Annotated in this window: 19 protein-coding genes and 1 pseudogene; 11 read left to right on the forward strand and 9 right to left on the reverse strand. The window is 73.2% G+C overall.

From position 1 onward, the window contains the following. Window positions 1-40 precede the first annotated feature (40 nt). Entirely contained in the window at window positions 41-610 is a 570-nt protein-coding gene (locus GA0070607_RS11250) for a TIGR03086 family metal-binding protein (protein ID WP_089018153.1), read from the reverse strand. 31 nt (window positions 611-641) lie between these two features. On the opposite strand from GA0070607_RS11250, the gene GA0070607_RS11255 reads away from it, so the two are divergent. Beyond that, a complete protein-coding gene (locus tag GA0070607_RS11255) occupies window positions 642-1,439 on the forward strand; it encodes a helix-turn-helix domain-containing protein (protein ID WP_089018154.1) in 798 nt (265 codons plus the stop codon). Window positions 1,440-1,467: 28 nt separating this feature from the next. Here GA0070607_RS11255 and GA0070607_RS11260 read toward each other — a convergent pair whose 3' ends face one another. The 6 genes from GA0070607_RS11260 to GA0070607_RS11285 are packed head-to-tail and all read right to left on the reverse strand — an operon-like array spanning window position 1,468 to window position 7,063. Next, complete coding sequence (locus tag GA0070607_RS11260; protein WP_089018155.1) at window positions 1,468-3,006, reverse strand: SpoIIE family protein phosphatase; 1,539 nt, start codon at window positions 3,004-3,006, stop codon at window positions 1,468-1,470. A 2-nt stretch (window positions 3,007-3,008) separates the two neighbouring features. Then, on the reverse strand, window positions 3,009-4,370 hold the full coding sequence (locus GA0070607_RS11265) for a sensor histidine kinase (protein WP_089018156.1): 1,362 nt from the start codon (window positions 4,368-4,370) through the stop codon (window positions 3,009-3,011). Next, a complete protein-coding gene (locus GA0070607_RS11270; RefSeq protein WP_408630878.1) occupies window positions 4,367-5,389 on the reverse strand; it encodes a SpoIIE family protein phosphatase in 1,023 nt (340 codons plus the stop codon). The genes GA0070607_RS11265 and GA0070607_RS11270 overlap by 4 nt, the downstream gene beginning before the upstream one ends. Further along, complete coding sequence (locus tag GA0070607_RS11275; RefSeq protein WP_089018157.1) at window positions 5,377-5,796, reverse strand: ATP-binding protein; 420 nt, start codon at window positions 5,794-5,796, stop codon at window positions 5,377-5,379. Before GA0070607_RS11275 ends, GA0070607_RS11270 begins: the two co-directional genes overlap by 13 nt. Next, window positions 5,793-6,203, reverse strand: a complete 411-nt coding sequence (locus GA0070607_RS11280; RefSeq protein ID WP_089018158.1) for an STAS domain-containing protein — start codon at window positions 6,201-6,203, stop codon at window positions 5,793-5,795. Before GA0070607_RS11280 ends, GA0070607_RS11275 begins: the two co-directional genes overlap by 4 nt. Next, complete coding sequence (locus GA0070607_RS11285) at window positions 6,203-7,063, reverse strand: STAS domain-containing protein (protein ID WP_089018159.1); 861 nt, start codon at window positions 7,061-7,063, stop codon at window positions 6,203-6,205. The genes GA0070607_RS11280 and GA0070607_RS11285 overlap by 1 nt, the downstream gene beginning before the upstream one ends. A 165-nt stretch (window positions 7,064-7,228) precedes the next feature. On the opposite strand from GA0070607_RS11285, the gene GA0070607_RS11290 reads away from it, so the two are divergent. After that, the gene (locus GA0070607_RS11290) at window positions 7,229-7,585 is read left to right on the forward strand and encodes an STAS domain-containing protein (protein ID WP_089018160.1); all 357 of its coding nucleotides are present in this window, start codon (window positions 7,229-7,231) and stop codon (window positions 7,583-7,585) included. A gap of 13 nt (window positions 7,586-7,598) precedes the next feature. Here the strand turns inward: GA0070607_RS11290 and GA0070607_RS11295 are convergent, their stop codons facing one another. Further along, window positions 7,599-8,750 (reverse strand): MFS transporter, encoded by a 1,152-nt coding sequence (locus GA0070607_RS11295; RefSeq protein ID WP_231931142.1) that lies wholly within the window; start codon window positions 8,748-8,750, stop codon window positions 7,599-7,601. A gap of 173 nt (window positions 8,751-8,923) precedes the next feature. On the opposite strand from GA0070607_RS11295, the gene GA0070607_RS11300 reads away from it, so the two are divergent. The 4 genes from GA0070607_RS11300 to GA0070607_RS33300 all read left to right on the forward strand — a co-directional run bounded on the left by GA0070607_RS11300 (window position 8,924) and on the right by GA0070607_RS33300 (window position 10,915). Beyond that, the gene (locus GA0070607_RS11300; RefSeq protein WP_089018162.1) at window positions 8,924-9,616 is read left to right on the forward strand and encodes a FadR/GntR family transcriptional regulator; all 693 of its coding nucleotides are present in this window, start codon (window positions 8,924-8,926) and stop codon (window positions 9,614-9,616) included. Between the two features lie 39 nt (window positions 9,617-9,655). Next, window positions 9,656-10,129 (forward strand): large conductance mechanosensitive channel protein MscL, encoded by a 474-nt coding sequence (gene mscL / locus GA0070607_RS11305; RefSeq protein ID WP_089018163.1) that lies wholly within the window; start codon window positions 9,656-9,658, stop codon window positions 10,127-10,129. 79 nt (window positions 10,130-10,208) lie between these two features. Further along, complete coding sequence (locus GA0070607_RS11310; protein ID WP_089018164.1) at window positions 10,209-10,460, forward strand: hypothetical protein; 252 nt, start codon at window positions 10,209-10,211, stop codon at window positions 10,458-10,460. Between the two features lie 83 nt (window positions 10,461-10,543). Continuing rightward, complete coding sequence (locus GA0070607_RS33300; protein WP_231930955.1) at window positions 10,544-10,915, forward strand: hypothetical protein; 372 nt, start codon at window positions 10,544-10,546, stop codon at window positions 10,913-10,915. A 95-nt stretch (window positions 10,916-11,010) separates the two neighbouring features. Here GA0070607_RS33300 and GA0070607_RS11315 read toward each other — a convergent pair. Next, window positions 11,011-12,081, reverse strand: a pseudogene (locus GA0070607_RS11315) (benzoate/H(+) symporter BenE family transporter); the annotation flags it as partial. Window positions 12,082-12,136: 55 nt separating this feature from the next. On the opposite strand from GA0070607_RS11315, the gene GA0070607_RS11320 reads away from it, so the two are divergent. The 5 genes from GA0070607_RS11320 to GA0070607_RS11340 all read left to right on the forward strand — a co-directional run bounded on the left by GA0070607_RS11320 (window position 12,137) and on the right by GA0070607_RS11340 (window position 15,468). Then, the gene (locus GA0070607_RS11320) at window positions 12,137-12,697 is read left to right on the forward strand and encodes a helix-turn-helix domain-containing protein (protein WP_231930957.1); all 561 of its coding nucleotides are present in this window, start codon (window positions 12,137-12,139) and stop codon (window positions 12,695-12,697) included. Between the two features lie 79 nt (window positions 12,698-12,776). Continuing rightward, window positions 12,777-13,496, forward strand: a complete 720-nt coding sequence (locus GA0070607_RS11325) for a PP2C family protein-serine/threonine phosphatase (RefSeq protein ID WP_089018166.1) — start codon at window positions 12,777-12,779, stop codon at window positions 13,494-13,496. 102 nt (window positions 13,497-13,598) lie between these two features. After that, window positions 13,599-13,937: a PadR family transcriptional regulator gene (locus GA0070607_RS11330; RefSeq protein ID WP_089018167.1), complete on the forward strand. Its 339-nt coding sequence runs from the start codon at window positions 13,599-13,601 to the stop codon at window positions 13,935-13,937. Next, complete coding sequence (locus GA0070607_RS11335) at window positions 13,934-14,779, forward strand: ATP-binding cassette domain-containing protein (RefSeq protein ID WP_089018168.1); 846 nt, start codon at window positions 13,934-13,936, stop codon at window positions 14,777-14,779. The genes GA0070607_RS11330 and GA0070607_RS11335 overlap by 4 nt, the downstream gene beginning before the upstream one ends. After that, window positions 14,776-15,468, forward strand: a complete 693-nt coding sequence (locus GA0070607_RS11340; protein ID WP_089018169.1) for a hypothetical protein — start codon at window positions 14,776-14,778, stop codon at window positions 15,466-15,468. Before GA0070607_RS11335 ends, GA0070607_RS11340 begins: the two co-directional genes overlap by 4 nt. Window positions 15,469-15,509: the final 41 nt, after the last annotated feature.

Raw genomic sequence — 15,509 nt, forward strand, 5'->3', positions numbered from 1 at the left:
TCGGGGGGCGGGGACCGGGACCGGCCGGAGGCCGGGGGGGTCAGGGCCAGGTGGGGGTGCGGCCGGTCTGGGCCAGGAGGTGGTCCAGGTCTGGCAGGTCCGTGGGGGTGGGGGTGGGTACCGGGTCGGCGAAGACGCCCATCTTGCGGGCGGTCGGGCCCAACTGCTCGACCAGGTTGTGCAGCTCGGCCACCGCCTCGGGGGCCGGCTGGTACGCCTGGCCGGTGGCGACGGCGAGGTCCCAGCCGTGCACTGTCAGGTCAAGCAGCGCCATGCCGCCGACGACGCTCTGCGGCATGCCCATGCCGGGCGACACGCCCTCCAGCGTGGACGGGTCCGACCAGGCGGCGGTCAGCCGGCGGGTCTCCGTCTCGAACCGGTCCCGCCAGCCATCGGCGAGATGGTCGGGCTTCTCGGACCACTCCACCGACCCCTTCACGGCCAGCGCCTGGAAGTTCACCACCACCTCGAACAGGTGGTTGACCAGGTCCCGTACGACGTAGTCGCGGCACGGCGTGGGCAGGTGGAGCTGGTCATCGGCGATGCCGCGCACAACATCGACGGTTCGCGGCGCGGCAGCCGCCAGCAGATCGCTAATGTTAGTGGCCATAGGGCCAGCGTATGAGGGTGGTCTTGAAAAAATGCGACAGCGACCGCGTGGCGACAGCCGGGGCATCCTGGACCCGAGCCGGTTGCTGCGCGAGGTTCACTTCCGGCGGCACCTGCCGGCCGAGTCGCTACGCCCGTGGGTCGAGCACTACTGGCTGATCGACTGGGCGTTGAGCGCACCGTTCGAGCAGCGGATCGTCCCGCACCCGGCGGTCAACGTGGTGTTCCGGCGCGACGGCGACGGGCCGGAGGCCGGTGAGGTGGCCGGGGTGGGCCGCAAGCTGTTCCGAATCACGCTCACCGGCACCGGCCAGGTCTGCGGGGTCCAGTTCCGGCCCGGCGGCTTCCACCCGTTCTGGCGTCGGCCGGTCGCCGAGCTGACCGGCCGCCGGCTGCCGCTGCCCGCCGGCCGGCTGGCCCCGCCCGACGACCCGGTGTGCGCGGGCACCGACGATGAGCGCCGCCACGCGTTGGATGCCCTGCTCACCGCCTGGGCGCCCGAGCCGGACCCGGCAGTGGAGGATGCCGTCCGGCTGGCCGAGGCGATCCGGACCGACCGGACGGTGCTGCGGGTCGACCACTTCGCCGCGCGCCACGACCTCCCGGTCCGCCGGCTGCAAAGGCTGTTCACCGAGTACGTGGGGGTCGGCCCGAAGTGGGTGATCCGCCGTTACCGCCTCCAGGAGGCCGTCGAGCAGGCCGCCGGAGGCCCGCTGAACTGGGCGGGCCTCGCCGCCGACCTCGGCTACAGCGACCAGGCCCACCTGGTCCGTGACTTCACGGCCGTCGCCGGGGTGTCACCCGCCGCGTACGCGCGATCGGTCCACTGAGTGCTCGACGGCCCATACCGACGCCGGGTCAGTGGCGGCGCAGCACGATCACGGCAACGTCGTCCTGGATCTCCGGTGGGGCCAGCTCCACCAGCAGCCGGGCGCAGAACCGCTCCAGGTCGGCGTCCACCGTCCTGGACGACGCGGCGAGCGCGGCCAGCCCCTCGTCGATGGTGGCGTCCCGACGCTCGATCAGCCCGTCGGTGTAGAACACCAGCGTGGCTCCGGGCGGCAGTACGAACTCCAGGTCCGCCGGACGGGGCGCGCGGACGCCGAGCAGCGGCGCCGAGTGCTGCACGAACTCGACCTTGCCGTCCAGGCTGAGCACCGGCGGCAGGTGACCGGCGCTGGCCAGCCGGACCCGCCCGCTCGGCGGGTGCAGCAACAGCACGCAGAGGGTGGCCAGCTCGTTCGGCAGCAGGGTCCGCATCAGCTCGTTGACCCGGTGCAGGATCTCGCCGGGCTGGTGTCCCTCGACCGCGTACGCCCGCACCGCGTGTCGCAGCTCGGCCATGACGGTCGCCGCGTGCAGCGAGTGGCCGGCCACGTCGCCGATCGCCAGCAACAGGTGCCCGTCGAGCATCACCAGCTCGTAGAAGTCACCGCCCACCTCGGTCTGGGCACTGGCCGGCTCGTAGAGCACCGCCAGGTCCAGCCCGGCCACGTCGGGCAGCCGGCGTGGGAGCAGGCTGCGCTGCAGGGTCACCGCGATCCGGTGCTCCTCGTCGAACGAGCGCTGCGCCTCCACCGCCGCCGCCACGGCCTGTGCGAGCTGCACGAGCACCGGGGTCCGGGCGGTCTGGGTGGCGGTCGGCACCACCACGTACAGCGGGGCGCGGTCCTCGCGCAGCCGGGCGGCGGCCACGGTCACCGAGTCGTCCGCCGGCCAGTCGAGCAGCCCCCAACTCGCCGGGGCCTCCACCCGGACGGTGGCGCCGGTGGGCACCCCGGTGTCGTCGACGACCCACGGCACCACGCTGGCCTCGGCGCCGGGCCCCGTGCAGATTCCGGCGAGGCAGTCGCCTTCGAACGTCTCGGCGATCACCGCCGCCGGGCTCTTGAAGATCTGCGCGGCACCCGCCGCGGCGGCTCCCAGCAGCCGCGTGAAGGTCGGCGCGGCGTGCACCGCCACAGTCGTGTCGGCCAGCCCGAGCAGCCGCTCGGCGAGCAGTTCGGCGCGCTGCCGGGCCTGGTAGTAGCGCAGCACCGCCCGGGCGGTGGCGATCAGCTCCTCCGGCTCGATCGGCTCCGTCAGGTAGGCGTCCGCACCCCGGGTCAATCCCTGGGCGCGGTCGGCGACGTCCACGGCGTGCGCCGACACGTGGATCACCGGCATCGCCGGGTGCGCGGCCTTGATCCGTTCGCAGACCTCGTAGCCGCTCACGTCGGGCAGCCGGACGTCGAGCACCACCAGGTCGATCCGGTCCACCTCGACCCGCGCCAGCGCCTCGGCGCCGTTCTCCGCCTCCAGCACTGTGAACCCGGCCCGGGTCAGCCAGCTGACCAGCAGGTAACGCTTTGTACGACTGTCATCGACCACCAGGACGGTCGCCGGCCCGCCGTCCACCGTCACACTCCGCCCACGGGCAGGGAAACCGTGAACGTGCTGCCCCGGCCCGGCTCGCTGGTCAACTCCAGCGTCCCGCCGAGCAGTGTCACCAGCCGCCGGGCGTACGGCAGGCCGAGGCCGGTGCCGCCGACCCGGGTCGCCCCCGGCACCTGGTAGAACTCCTCGAAGATCCGTTCGTGCAGCTCCGGGGCGATACCCGGGCCGGTGTCGCTGACCGTGAAGCTCCACCGGTCGTCGTGCTGTCGGGCCCGCAGTCGCACCTCGCCCCGCTCGGTGAACTTCAACCCGTTGTGCAGCAGGTTGCGCAGCACCTGGCCGAGGAGCACCTCGTCGGTACGCAGCACGGCCGGCGCGGGCGGCTCCTCGACCACCAGCTCCACCTCCGGCCGGGTGGCCAGTGCGCGCAGCGTGCCCCGCAGCTGGCCGAAGACCGGGCGCAGGTCCACCTCTGCCCAGTCCGGCTCGATCCGGCCGGACTCCGCCTTGGCCAGGTCGAGCAGCTCGTTGACAAGCGTGAGCAGGTCCGCCGCCGAGGAGCGGATCAGGCCGACCTGGCGAGCCTGCTCGGCGGTGAGCGGGTCGGAGGAGGAGTCGGCGAGCAGCCGCCCCAGCCCGATGATCGCGGTGACCGGAGCGCGCAGCTCGTGGCTCACGTTGGCCAGGAACCGGCTCTTGGACTCGCTCGCCGCGCGCAGTTGGGCCGACTTCTCGTCCAGCTCGGCGTAGAGGGCGACCACGCCCCGGTTGGTCTCCTCCAGCTCCTCGGTCAGCTGGTTGTAGAGCGCCAACACGCCCCGGTTCGTCTCGGCCAGTTCCTCGTTCAGCACGGCCAGCTCGTCGCGTTGGCTGCGTACCTCGTCGAGCGCCGCGATGAGCTGCCCGTTCTGCACGGTCAGCTCGTCCAGCGCGCTGGCCGGGGCGGTGCGGCCGAGTTCAGCGCGGAACTCGGCGAGCCGCTCCGGGGTTGGCGTCGGCGCGTTGACCGGGACTCGTCGGGACATCCTCACGACCGTAGCCCCCTGGACGCTCGACACGCTCAGCGTGTCGACCAGCCGGGACACCGCGCCGGACTGCGGCTCGTACCGGCCGTCCGGCAGCGGCGCCACCGGAGCCAGGTCGGTGCGGAGGTGGAACCGGCCGTCGACGCCCGCGTCGAGGTGGAAGGAGACGTCCGCTCCCCCGACCGCGTGGAGCAGGTCCCGGGCCACCTCGCTGAGTGCGGTGGCGATCCGGATCTGGTCCTGGTGTTCCAGGCCGACCACGGCGGCCACCTCACGGCCCCGCTGGCGGATCACGAAGATATCCTGCTCGACCCGCAGCGCAATCTGGAGCAGCGGCAGCGCTGTCGGCTCCCCGGTCACGCCCAGGACCTCGCGACCAGCACGCAGGCGTCGTCGCGCCGCACGCCGGCGTCGCGCAGCAGTGTCGCCGCCATCACCAGCGGGGACCGCTCGGCCAGGCCGGGGTAGTCGGTCAACCGCCAGCGGTCGACCACTCCGTCGCTGTGCATCACCAGCCGTGCGCCCGGGCCGAACGGGTAGTCGTACCCCCGGACCGTCGGCCGCTGGTGCCCGGCGATGCCGGGCAGCGACACCAGCCCCCGGCGCTGGCCGTCGCCCTCGACCACCACGCCGGCGATGTTGCCCAGCCCGGCGTAGTGCAGCAACCCGGCTTCCGGCGACAGCTCGGCGACCGCCAGCGCCGCGCCGCGGGTGTACGCCATCGACCCGTGCAGGTGGCTGACGACAGTTGCCGGCGGGCCGGCCGGCGCGTCGCGGAACGCGGCCAGCGCCGCCTCGGTGGCGGCGGCGGCCAACGGGCCGTGCCCCAGGCCGTCGCTGACCAGCACCTGGTGCCGGCCGTCGACGACCCGGACGGCGTACCCGTCACCGCAGACCGTCTCGCCGGTCAGCGGCCGGGTGAGGGCGCCAGCCCAGGACGGCCGGGCCGGCTCGGCCGGCCAGACCTGCACGGCGAGGACTGTGCCGCGGCCGGGCACCGAGTATCCGTCGAACCAGCTCGCCTGTCGGACGATGGCGCCCAGACCGATGCCGAGCGTGCCGCTGGTGGAGTGCCCGTCCTGGGAGGAGACGCTCAGGTCAGCCATGCCGGGCCCGGAGTCGATGGCCAGCAGCTCCACGCCGGCCTGCCCGGCCCGGCGTACCGGCCGGAGCAGCACGACACCTTCGTCGGCGTGCTTGACCAGGTTGCTGGTCAGCTCCGCGGCGACGATGGCCAGGTCGGCGATGCGCGGCTGACCCAGCTGCACCTGCTCGCCGAGGCGCTCGGCGGCGCGCCGGACGGCGCTGGCCGTGCTGCCGGCCTCGACCCGGAACCAGATGCCGCTGTCGGTGACCGCGTCCTCGTTCAACGGGACCACTTGGTGACCGTGATGCGGGTGCCGGTCTCGGCCGATGTCTCGATCTGGAACTCGTCGACGAGTCGCCGCGCGCCGCTGAGACCGAGCCCGAGCCCCCCACCGGTGGTGTACCCGTCGGTGAAGGCCAGGTCGAGGTCGGGGATGCCGGGCCCGGAGTCGACGAAGACGATCCGGAGCCCGCGGCGCCGCCCGTTCTCCACGGTCGTCACCTCCACCGTGCCGCCGCCGCCGTACACCAGTGTGTTGCGGGCCAGCTCGCTCGCCGCGGTGACCACCTTGGTCTGGTCGACCAGGGAGAGCTTGACGGCCACCGCCACGGCGCGGACCAGTTGCCGGACGCGCACCACGTCCTCGTCACCCCGGATCGCCTGCGCCTGCGGGTGACCCAGGTCGAGGCCCGCGGTCACGGCGTGGCCGTCTCGGCGTCCGGATCGTCGTCGAGCTGGTGGTCGAGCTCGTCGGCGCGGGCCGCCGCGATCAGCTCCATGCCGCGCTCGACGTTCAGCGCGGTACGGATGCCGTTCAGCGACAGCCCGAGTTCGACCAGGGTGATGGCGACGGCGGGGCGCATCCCGACCACCACCGTCTCCGCGTCGAGGACCTTGGAGATCGACGCGATGGTGGAGAGCATCCGCCCGACGAAGGAGTCGACGATGTCCAGCGCTGTGATGTCGATGATGACGCCGTGGCAGCCGGTGGCGACGATCCGCTCGGCGAGGTCCTCCTGGAGCTGAATCGCGGTCTGGTCGGACATGTCGAGCTGGATGGAGACGAGCAGGATGTCGCCGATCTTGAGGATCGGCACGCGTTCCATCAGGCGTCCCGGCGCGGCTGACGGCGGGCGGTCTCCACCCCGTTGAGTCGCAGCACGTGGCGCAACGCGTCGGCGAGGCTCGCCTTGGTGGCGATGTCACCGAACTCGATCCCGAGCGCGACGATGGTCTGCGCGATCTGCGGACGGATGCCGGAGATGATGCAGTCGGCGCCCATCAGACGAGCGGCCACCACGGTCTTCAGGATGTGCTGGGCGACCTGGGTGTCGACCGCCGGGACGCCGGTGATGTCGATGATCGCGTACGGGGAGCTGGTGTCGACCAGGGTCTGCAGCAGCCGCTCCATGACCACCTGGGCCCGGGCCGAGTCCAGGGTGCCGACCAGCGGAACGGCGACCACGCCCTCCCAGAGCTTGACCACCGGCGTGGAGAGCTCGAGCAGCTGCTCGGCCTGGTCGGCGATCAGGCTCTCCCGGGTGCGGACGAAGCTCTCGAAGGTGAACAGGCCCAGCTCGTCGACCAGACCGGAGAAGGCGACGTAGTCGCCCAGCGCGTTGTCCCCGCCGGCCTCCTCCACGAGCCCGACCAGCACCTCCTTGAGCGCGAAGACGCTGATCGCGGTCTCCGTGGCGGAGAAGCCCTGCCGGGCCCGGCCGCGGGACAGGTCGGAAAGCGCGGCGCGCAACTCGGCGGCGTTCTCGGAGGACAGGTCGATGGCGCCGTGCTCGCCGGCGGCGACGATGGCGGTGTGCAGATCCTGGACCTGCCGGCGCAGCTCGGCCTGGCTCAACCGGCCGCGCAACGAACCGGAGACGATCTCGGTCCACTGCTGCGTGACCCGCTCGGCGTGCCCGCCGAGCAGCGCGGCGAGCCGACCACTTTCCTCGGCGCTCAACGCCATTGCGGAACCCCCCTCGACCTGGACCGGGCGGACTCTATCACCGGGGGCTGCTGCACTACTTGTCCCGCAGCAACGGAATGACGATGGCCACCGGATCCCGGCTCCCGTTCTGCGTGTGACCCCCATCGTGGGATACCGTTCCCCCGATAACAGGAGGTCTGGCGAATGTCCTTGACGGTGCACACGGAACAGCGCGGCGACGTGGTCGTCGTGTCGGTCGCGGGCGAGCTGGACATGGCGACCGCACCCCAGTTGCAGGACCAGATCACCGACCTGCTCGACAAGGGCCGCAACCGGCTGGTGTTCGATCTGGCGGACGTCTCGTTCTGCGACTCGACAGGTCTGTCGGTCTTCGTCCGCGCCAAGAACAGCTGCGACGAGTCCGGCGGCGTGGTGCGGCTGGCCGCCCCGCAGCGGGGGGTGCTACGCATCCTCGAGGTGAGCGGTCTGGTCGAGGTGCTGCAGACCTACCCGACGGTGGATCAGGCCGTCGCCGGCGACTCGACGCCCGCCTCCTCCTGATCGCTGCCGCTGCTCACTCGTCCTCGACGTAGCGGGGGCGGGCGATCGCCATGCCCGCCGCCGTCTGCACGGCGAGCGCGACCAGCAGGAACCCGATCGGCGCGGTCCAGCCGCCGGTGAGCTCGTAGAGGATGCCGACCAGCAGCGGGCCGAGGGCGGCGATCACATACCCGGTGCTCTGCGCGAACGCGGAGAGCGCGACGGTTCCCTCGGCGGTCCGTGCGCGCAGGCCGATGGTGGTCAGGATCATCGGGAAGGCGCCCTGGCCGATCGCCAGCAGGATCACCCAGAGCAGGGCAGCGCCGTGCGGGGCCAGCGCCAGCCCGAGGTAGGCCAGCGTCGACGCGGTGGTCAGCCCGAGCACCAGCGGGCGCAGCGTCGCGAGGCGGCCGGCCACGGTGGGCATCAGCAGCGCGATCGGCACGCCGAGCGCGGTCACCCCGGCGAGCAGCAGCCCCGCCGACTCGGGCTGGTAGCCGGCGTCCCGGAACAGCTGGGCCAGCCAGCCCATGATCGCGTACCCGCTCAGCGACTGTGCGCCGAAGTAGAGGGCCATCGCCCAACCGAGGCGCGTCCGCTCCGGCCGGATCCGCGCCGCCGGGGCGGCGGCCACCGTCGGGGTCGCCCGCCGCGCGGCCGTCCGGGTTCGCAGCGCCAGCGGCACCCACGGGAGTACGGCCACCGCGGCCATCGCGGCCCAGATGCCGAGCCCGGCCCGCCAGGACCCGAAGGCGTGCGCGATCGGCACCGCGGAGGCCGCGGCCACAGTGGTGCCCGCGGTCAGTGTCATCGTGTACGCCCCGGTGACCAGGCCGGTGCGGTGCGGGAAGTGCTGCTTGACCAGCATCGGCAGCAGGATGTTCGCGACCGCGATGCCGGCCAGCGCCAACGCGCTGGTGAGCAGGAAGACCCAGGTCGAGTCGGTGGCGACCCGCAACACCTGACCGGCGACGAGGGCGAGCATGGCGACCACCAGGATCCGGGCCGGCGCCACCCGGCGGACCAGCCACGGGGTGAGCGCGCCGAGGCCGGCGAACGCGATGGTCGGCAGGGTGGTGACCAGACCGGCGGTGGTTCCGGAGAGCCCCAGCCCGTCGCGCACCTCGTCGAGCAGGGCGCCGAGGCTGGTCACCGCGGCGCGCAGGTTGAGCGCGACCAGCAGCATCCCGACCAGCACGAGCGCGCCGCCGGTCGCCGGGTGGCTCCGACGGCCCGCACCGGGGTCGCGCGCCGGGACGGAATCGGCGGGGGCGGGCGGCGCCGGAGCGGCGGTCGGTGGCGGGGTCATGGCTTCTAACCTACAATCATGGGATGAATTTGGGACCGGTGATGTAACCAGTGCCACCGTCGGTCGATTCCTTCTCCGCGCCGCCGGTGCCGCCCCGCGGCCATCGGGTCCGGCAGACCATCGAGCAGCTCCGGGCCCGGATCCTGGGCGGCGAGTGGCCGGTCGGCGGGCGCATCCCCACCGAGCCACAGCTGGTCGCCGCGCTGGGCGTCGGGCGCAACACCGTCCGCGAGGCGGTCCGCGCCCTGGTGCACGCCGGGGTGCTGGAGTGCCGGCAGGGCTCCGGCACGTACGTGGTGTCCACCGACGAACTGGCGCCGGTCGTGGCCCGCCGGCTCGGCGACGACCGGATGACCGAGGTGATCGAGGTACGGCGCGCCTTCGAGGTGGAGGCCGCCCGGCTCGCCGCCCTGCGGCGTACCCCGCAGGACATGGCGGCGCTCGACGGCGCGCTCGCCGAGCGCGAGGCGGCCTGGCGCGGCGGCCGGGTGGACATGTTCGTCGAGGCGGACGCGGCGCTGCACACCGCGGTGGTCGCCGCCGCACACAACGCCATGCTCGCCGAGCTGTACGCCTCGGTCGGCACCGCCCTGCGCAGCACGGTCGCCCAGGCGATGGGGGACGCGCTCACACCCGAGCGCTACGTCGACCACGCCCGGCTGGTGGAGGCGATCCGGGCCGGCGATCCGGGCCGGGCAGCGATCGAAGCCGGCGCTTTTCTGGAGCCCGCCCCAGGGGCATAGGTTGTGCCGGACGGAAATCCGGACACCTCGGGAGTACGAATGCTCAAGGGCTTCAAAGACTTCATCATGCGCGGCAACGTCATCGACCTGGCTGTCGGTGTCGTCATCGGCGCCGCGTTCACGACAGTGGTCACGTCGCTGACGAACGCGTTCCTCAAACCATTGATCGCGCTGTTCGTGCTGCTGATCACCGGCAAGGACAACGGCCTTGAGGGTGCCGCCTGGACGATCCGCGGCATCGATTTCGACTGGATCAGCTTCGTGAACGCGGTGATCACCTTCCTGCTCACCGCAGCGGCGCTGTACTTCCTCGTGGTGTTCCCGATGAACAAGCTGGCCGAGCGGCGCCAGCGCGGCGAGGAGCCGCCGCCGGCGGCGCCGAGCGAGGAGATCAAGCTGCTCACCGAGATCCGGGACGCGCTGCTCTCCGCCGGCCACGCCACCCCTGGCCAGCAGCGCGGCGCGTTGGACGACGTGCTGGGCCGCCGCACGGAGCCACCGGCGCCGCGCTGACCGCCGGATGCACATCGGCCCCTGTGGGATTCCCGCAGGGGCCGCCCCTTCTCGTACGTGTGTTCGATAGAGTCCGCCCATGGAGCAGCGGAAGCACTGGTGGAACGGGAAATGGGGGCGGCTGGCCCGACGGGACGTCTTCCTCCGGGTGGACGCCGACCGGTGGCACGTCGAGCAGCGGGCCGGCGGCGCCGAGGGCATCTCCCGGTTCTACGAATACGGCAGTGCGGACGAGGCCGAGGAGACGGTCCGGGCGCTGCTCGACGGTCCGGACACCTGGCGCGAGCTGTCCCCGCGCCCGCCGGGCGGCTGGACCCTCCCGAACAGCTGAGTGCCGCTGCTGCCGGGCAGGCTGAGCGCCGGGCGGGGCGGCGACGGCGTTTAGCGGCGTACCGCCCCGGGAACCGCGATGAGATGGATCAGCAGGACGAGCAGCAGGCGACCATCTCGCGGATCACCACCGGGATGCCGGTGATCGACCCCGCCGGCACCGAGGTCGGCACCGTCGATCTCGTCCAACGGGGTGATCCGTACGCGGTGACCGTCCAGGCGCCGGCCGCCGACCCGGGCAGCAGCCTGGACGAGCTGATCGAGGCCACCGCGGTCGAGGAGCCCGATGTGCCGGCCGATCTGGCGGCCCGACTGTTGCACAGCGGCTACCTGAAGGTCTCCACCGAGTTGGTCGACGCCGGCGCGGTGTACGTGCCGGCCGACCGGATCGCCGCTGTCTCGGACGGCCGGGTGCGGCTCGCGGTCGGCGTGTCCGACCTGCCCGCCGAGGAGTGAGTCCCGACCTGATCCCCTGCGCGGCGGAAGAGCAGCAGCATCAGGCAGCCGGCGACCAGTCCCCAGAACGCGCCGCCCACACCGATCAGCGTCACCCCGGAGGCGGTCACCACGAAGGTGACCACGGCGGCCTCCCGGGTCCGCGGGTCGGTCACCGCCGAGGCGAGCGCGGTGGCCAGCGCGCCCAGCAGCGCCAGCCCGGCGACCGCCTCGATGAGGATCGGCGGGGCGACCGCGACCAGCGCGGTGGCGACGCCGGCACCGAGCCCGAGCACGGCCAGGCCGACGCCGGCGGTGACCGAGGCGACCCACCGGCGCTCCGGGTCCGGGTGCGCGTCGGGGCCGGCGGCCAGCGCGGCGGTGATGGCCGCCAGGTTCACCGCGTGCCCGCCGGCCGGGGCGGCCAGCAGGCTGGCCAGACCGGTGGCCCGTAGCGCGGCGCCGAACGGCGGGCGGTAGCCGTAGCCGACCAGCACCGCCATGCCGGGCACGTTCTGCGCCGCCATGGTGACCAGGAACAGCGGGAGGGCGAGCCCGACCAGCGCGGACGCGTTCCAGGCCGGCACGGTCAGGGCGACCGACGGGGTCAGCGCGGCACCGGTCAGGCCCGCCGGCGGCCCGGTCAGCGCGATCGCCGCCACCGCCACCAGCAGCGCGCCGGGCACCGCCCAGCGGCGGGCGTACCGGTGCAGCAGCAGCCAGCCGACCACCACCGGGCCGGCCACCGTGGGCAGCTCGACCAGCGCGCGGACCGGCGCTGTGCACAGCGGCAGCAGCACCCCGGCGAGCATCGCGCCGGCCACCGGCTTCGGGATGGCGGCCACCGCCCGACCGAGTGGCGGGAACAGTCCGGCCGCCACGATCAGCAGGCCGGAGACGAGGAAGGCGCCCACCGCGACCGGCCACCCGCCCGGCGGTGACCCGGTCGCCACCAGCAGTGCCGCGCCCGGCGTGGACCAGGCGACGCTCATCGGCATCCGGTGTCGCCAGCCGAGCCAGGCGGCGGCCAGCCCGGACGCCACGCAGAGGGCGAGCAGGCCGGAGGCCGCCTGCGCGTCCGACGCGCCGGCGGCCCGGAGGCCGGCCAGCACGACGGTGAACGAGCTGGCGAAGCCGACCAGGGCGGTCACCACCCCGGCCAGCAGCGGTTGCGTCCGTCCGGCCATCCCCACCCTCCCGCTGTTCCGTTTACGGAACGACAGCGTGTAGCACGATAGCCGGGTGCCGCACCGACCACCAGCCCGCCGCCCGGGCCTCGACGTGGATCCCGCCGTCGTCGGCCGCCGGGTCCGCGCCCTGCGCGAGGAGCGGGGAATCTCGCTGTCCACACTCGCCCGACTCGCCGGCGTCGGGAAGGCCACCCTCTCCGGCCTGGAGCACGGCACCCGCAACCCGACCCTGGATACGCTCTGGGCGGTCACCGCGCAGCTCGGCGTACCGCTGACCGCCGTGCTGGCCGAGCCGGCCGCCGCGCCCACCGTGCACGGCGCCGCGGTCAGCGCCACCCTGCTGGAGGTGTTCACCGACGCCGACGCGACCTACGAGCTGTACCGGATGCGGGTCGCGCCCGGGCCGGGGCAGCTCTCCCCCGCCCACCAGCCGGGGGTCACCGAGCACGTCACCGTCTTCGCCGGAGTGCTGCGCGCCGGCCCGGCCGACGCGCCGCTGACCGCTCCGGCCGGCTGTCACATCCGCTGGGTCTCCGACGTGCCGCACAGCTACACGGCGGTGGGCGACGAGGAGGTCGCCGCCAGCCTGCTGCTGCGCTATCCACGCCGCTGAGCCACGGCCGGCATCATTTCTCGGCCCTTCGGGTAGTGCGTAGAGACGAAGACGGGGTGTTCTTGGCAAGCTTGACCCCATGACGCTGATCCTCCGCTCGGTCATCCTCAACGACATCGGCCTGATCCGGACCAACAACGAGGACTCCGCCCTCGCCGGTGACCGCCTGATCGCAGTCGCCGACGGCATGGGCGGGCTGCCCGCGGGCGAGGTGGCGAGCGAGATCGTGATCCGGATCCTGGACGAGCTGGCCCCGCCCACCGACCCCGACGGGGCCGCCGACGCCCTGCGGGCCGTGGTCAGCACCGCCAACCAGCGCATCCACGCCGCCATCACCGTCGACCCGACCCGCGAGGGGATGGGCACCACGCTCACCGCGGCGCTGCTGGCCGGCGAGACGCTGGTGCTGGCCCAGGTCGGCGACTCCCGCTGCTACCTGCTGCGCGACGGGGAGCTGACCCAGCTCACCCGGGACGACACCTTCGTCCAGTCGCTGGTCGACCAGGGCACGCTCTCCCCCGAGCAGGCCCGGCACCACCCGCAGCGGTCCCTGGTGACCCGGGCCGTGCAGGGCGCCGACACCCCACCGGCGGTCGGCGTGCTCACCGTGGTCCCGGGCGACCGGCTGCTGCTGTGCAGCGACGGGCTCTCCGACTACGTCGAGGACGAGGCCATCAGCGCGGCACTGGGCATGTACACCGACCGCCAGCAGTGCGGCGAGCAGTTGGTGAAGCTCGCCCACCACGCCGGTGCACCGGACAACGTCACAGTCGTCGTCTCCGACGTCGTCGCCCGCTGACCTCGCCCGGCCTGCTCGGCGGTCCGTGGGACCGGCCGGGTCGGGTTCCGCCGACCCGGTAGGTAGTTGTGCCATCTAGGTTGCGCCGCTAGTGTCCGGCGGGTGGATTCCGACAGGCGCGGGCAGTGGCTGCGGGGGGTGCTCGACATCTGCGTCCTGGCCCTGCTGGCCGAGCGCGAGTCCTACGGCTACCAGCTCGCCCAGGCGCTCGACGCGGCGGGCATCGGGCCGATCCAGGGCGGCACGCTCTACCCCGTGCTGCTCCGCCTGCAGAAGACCGGCATGGTAACCGCGCAGTGGCGGGAGGGAGCCGCCGGGCCGGCCCGCAAGTACTACCGGCTCACCGACGGCGGACACGCGGCACTCCGCGAGGGCGGCAACGCCTGGTTCACCTTCGTCGGGCCGGTGAACGACATCGTCACGAAGGGGGTCGCCCGGTGAACGCCGACGACTGGCTGCGGACGCTCGCGGCCGAGCTGCACCAACGCCGGGTCGCGGCGGACGCGGCCCGGCACGTGGTCGCCGAGGCCGCCACGCACCTGCGCGAGGGGGGCGGCGACCCCTGGGTCGTCTTCGGTCCACCCCAGCAGTACGCGGGCGCGATCGTGGAGAGCATCGGCACCGCGCCCGGACCGCGCCCCGGGCCGGTCCGGCTGCACGCCCAGGGCATCACCAAGCGGTACGGGCGACGGACGGTGCTGCACGACGCGACGCTGACCGTCCGGGCCGGACAGATCGCCGCCGTCATCGGCGCGAACGGCTGCGGCAAGAGCACCCTCCTGCGGATCTGCGCCGGGCTGATGTCACCCGACGCCGGTGACGTGACCGTCTCCGGGCGGCTCGGCTACTGCCCGCAGTCCGGCGGCACCGCCGACTTCCTGCTCGCCGACGAGCACTTCGTGCTGGTCGGAGCCGGTCAGGGCGTGGCCCGGGGGCCGGCCCGCCGCGCCGGTCGCGCGGCGGCCCGACAGCTCGGCTGGGAGGCCGACGGGGACGCACAGGCCCGGCACCTCTCCGGCGGCACCCGACAGAAGCTCAACCTGACCATGTCCACGCTCAGCGAACCGGACTTGCTGCTGCTCGACGAGCCGTACCAGGGCTTCGACCAGGGCACCTATGTCAACTTCTGGGACCAGCTCAGCCGCCTGCGGGACGCCGGCACGGCGATCGTCGTGGTGACCCACCTGCTCAACCAGCTCGACCGGGTGGACACCGTGCTCGACCTGACCCCGGCACGGCAGACCGGTCACCGCGCGCCCGCCGTCCAGGGAGGCCACCCGTGAACCGGCTCGTCACCGTCGCCGAGATGACCCTGCGGGAGCTGCTGCGGCGTCGGGGCGTACTCCTGCTGTTGTTGTTGATGCCGTTGACCTTCTACCTGATCCGGCGGGACGCCTACCTCGGGCAGTCGGTCCGCTCGCTGCTGCTCGGCGTGGGCTGGGCGGTGAGCACAGCGGCGCTCTTCGCCACCACCGCGGCCCGCGAGCTGGAGCCGAGGCTGCGGCTGGCGGGCTACCGCCCGCACCACCTCTACCTCGGTCGGATGCTCGGCCTGTGGGTGGTGGGGCTGGTCCTCTCCGTACCGTTCTTCCTGCTCCCCATGGTCGACGGCGCGGACCTGCGGTACGGCGGCCTGGCCGCCGCGCTGCTCTGCTCCGTCGGGGTGGCGGCGCCGTTCGGGATGCTGATCGGTGCGCTGCTGCCCCGCGAGCTGGAGGGGACGCTGCTGCTGCTCACCGTGGTGACGGTGCAGATGCTGATCGACCCGGCCGGTTCGGGGGCGAAGCTGACGCCGTTCTGGTCGAGCCGGGAGATCGCCACCTGGGCGGTGGACCACACCGACCAGGGTTACCTCGCCCGGGGGGCGCTGCACGGCCTCGTCGTCACCGCCCTGCTGGCCCTCGGCGTGGCCGCCGTGGCCAGCGTCCGACTGCGCCGCCGCCGACACCTGCGGCACCTGCCCGTCGGCTGACCGGTGCCGGCGCCGCGGATCCCGCCAATCCGGTTGCCCGG

It is taken from the genome of Micromonospora coriariae, from assembly GCF_900091455.1.
GTDB lineage: Bacteria > Actinomycetota > Actinomycetes > Mycobacteriales > Micromonosporaceae > Micromonospora > Micromonospora coriariae.

What these genes read in the sequence shown, in the direction of transcription:
- GA0070607_RS11250 (WP_089018153.1), bottom strand. Translation starts at nt 610, where the DNA reads ATGGCCACTAACATTAGCGATCTGCTGGCGGCTGCCGCGCCGCGAACC.
- GA0070607_RS11255 (WP_089018154.1), top strand. Translation starts at nt 642, where the DNA reads ATGCGACAGCGACCGCGTGGCGACAGCCGGGGCATCCTGGACCCGAGC.
- GA0070607_RS11280 (WP_089018158.1), bottom strand. Translation starts at nt 6,203, where the DNA reads ATGGAACGCGTGCCGATCCTCAAGATCGGCGACATCCTGCTCGTCTCC.
- GA0070607_RS11285 (WP_089018159.1), bottom strand. Translation starts at nt 7,063, where the DNA reads ATGGCGTTGAGCGCCGAGGAAAGTGGTCGGCTCGCCGCGCTGCTCGGC.
- GA0070607_RS11290 (WP_089018160.1), top strand. Translation starts at nt 7,229, where the DNA reads ATGTCCTTGACGGTGCACACGGAACAGCGCGGCGACGTGGTCGTCGTG.
- GA0070607_RS11295 (WP_231931142.1), bottom strand. Translation starts at nt 8,750, where the DNA reads ATGCTGCTGGTCGCGCTCAACCTGCGCGCCGCGGTGACCAGCCTCGGC.
- mscL (WP_089018163.1), top strand. Translation starts at nt 9,656, where the DNA reads ATGCTCAAGGGCTTCAAAGACTTCATCATGCGCGGCAACGTCATCGAC.
- GA0070607_RS11310 (WP_089018164.1), top strand. Translation starts at nt 10,209, where the DNA reads ATGGAGCAGCGGAAGCACTGGTGGAACGGGAAATGGGGGCGGCTGGCC.
- GA0070607_RS33300 (WP_231930955.1), top strand. Translation starts at nt 10,544, where the DNA reads ATGGATCAGCAGGACGAGCAGCAGGCGACCATCTCGCGGATCACCACC.
- GA0070607_RS11325 (WP_089018166.1), top strand. Translation starts at nt 12,777, where the DNA reads ATGACGCTGATCCTCCGCTCGGTCATCCTCAACGACATCGGCCTGATC.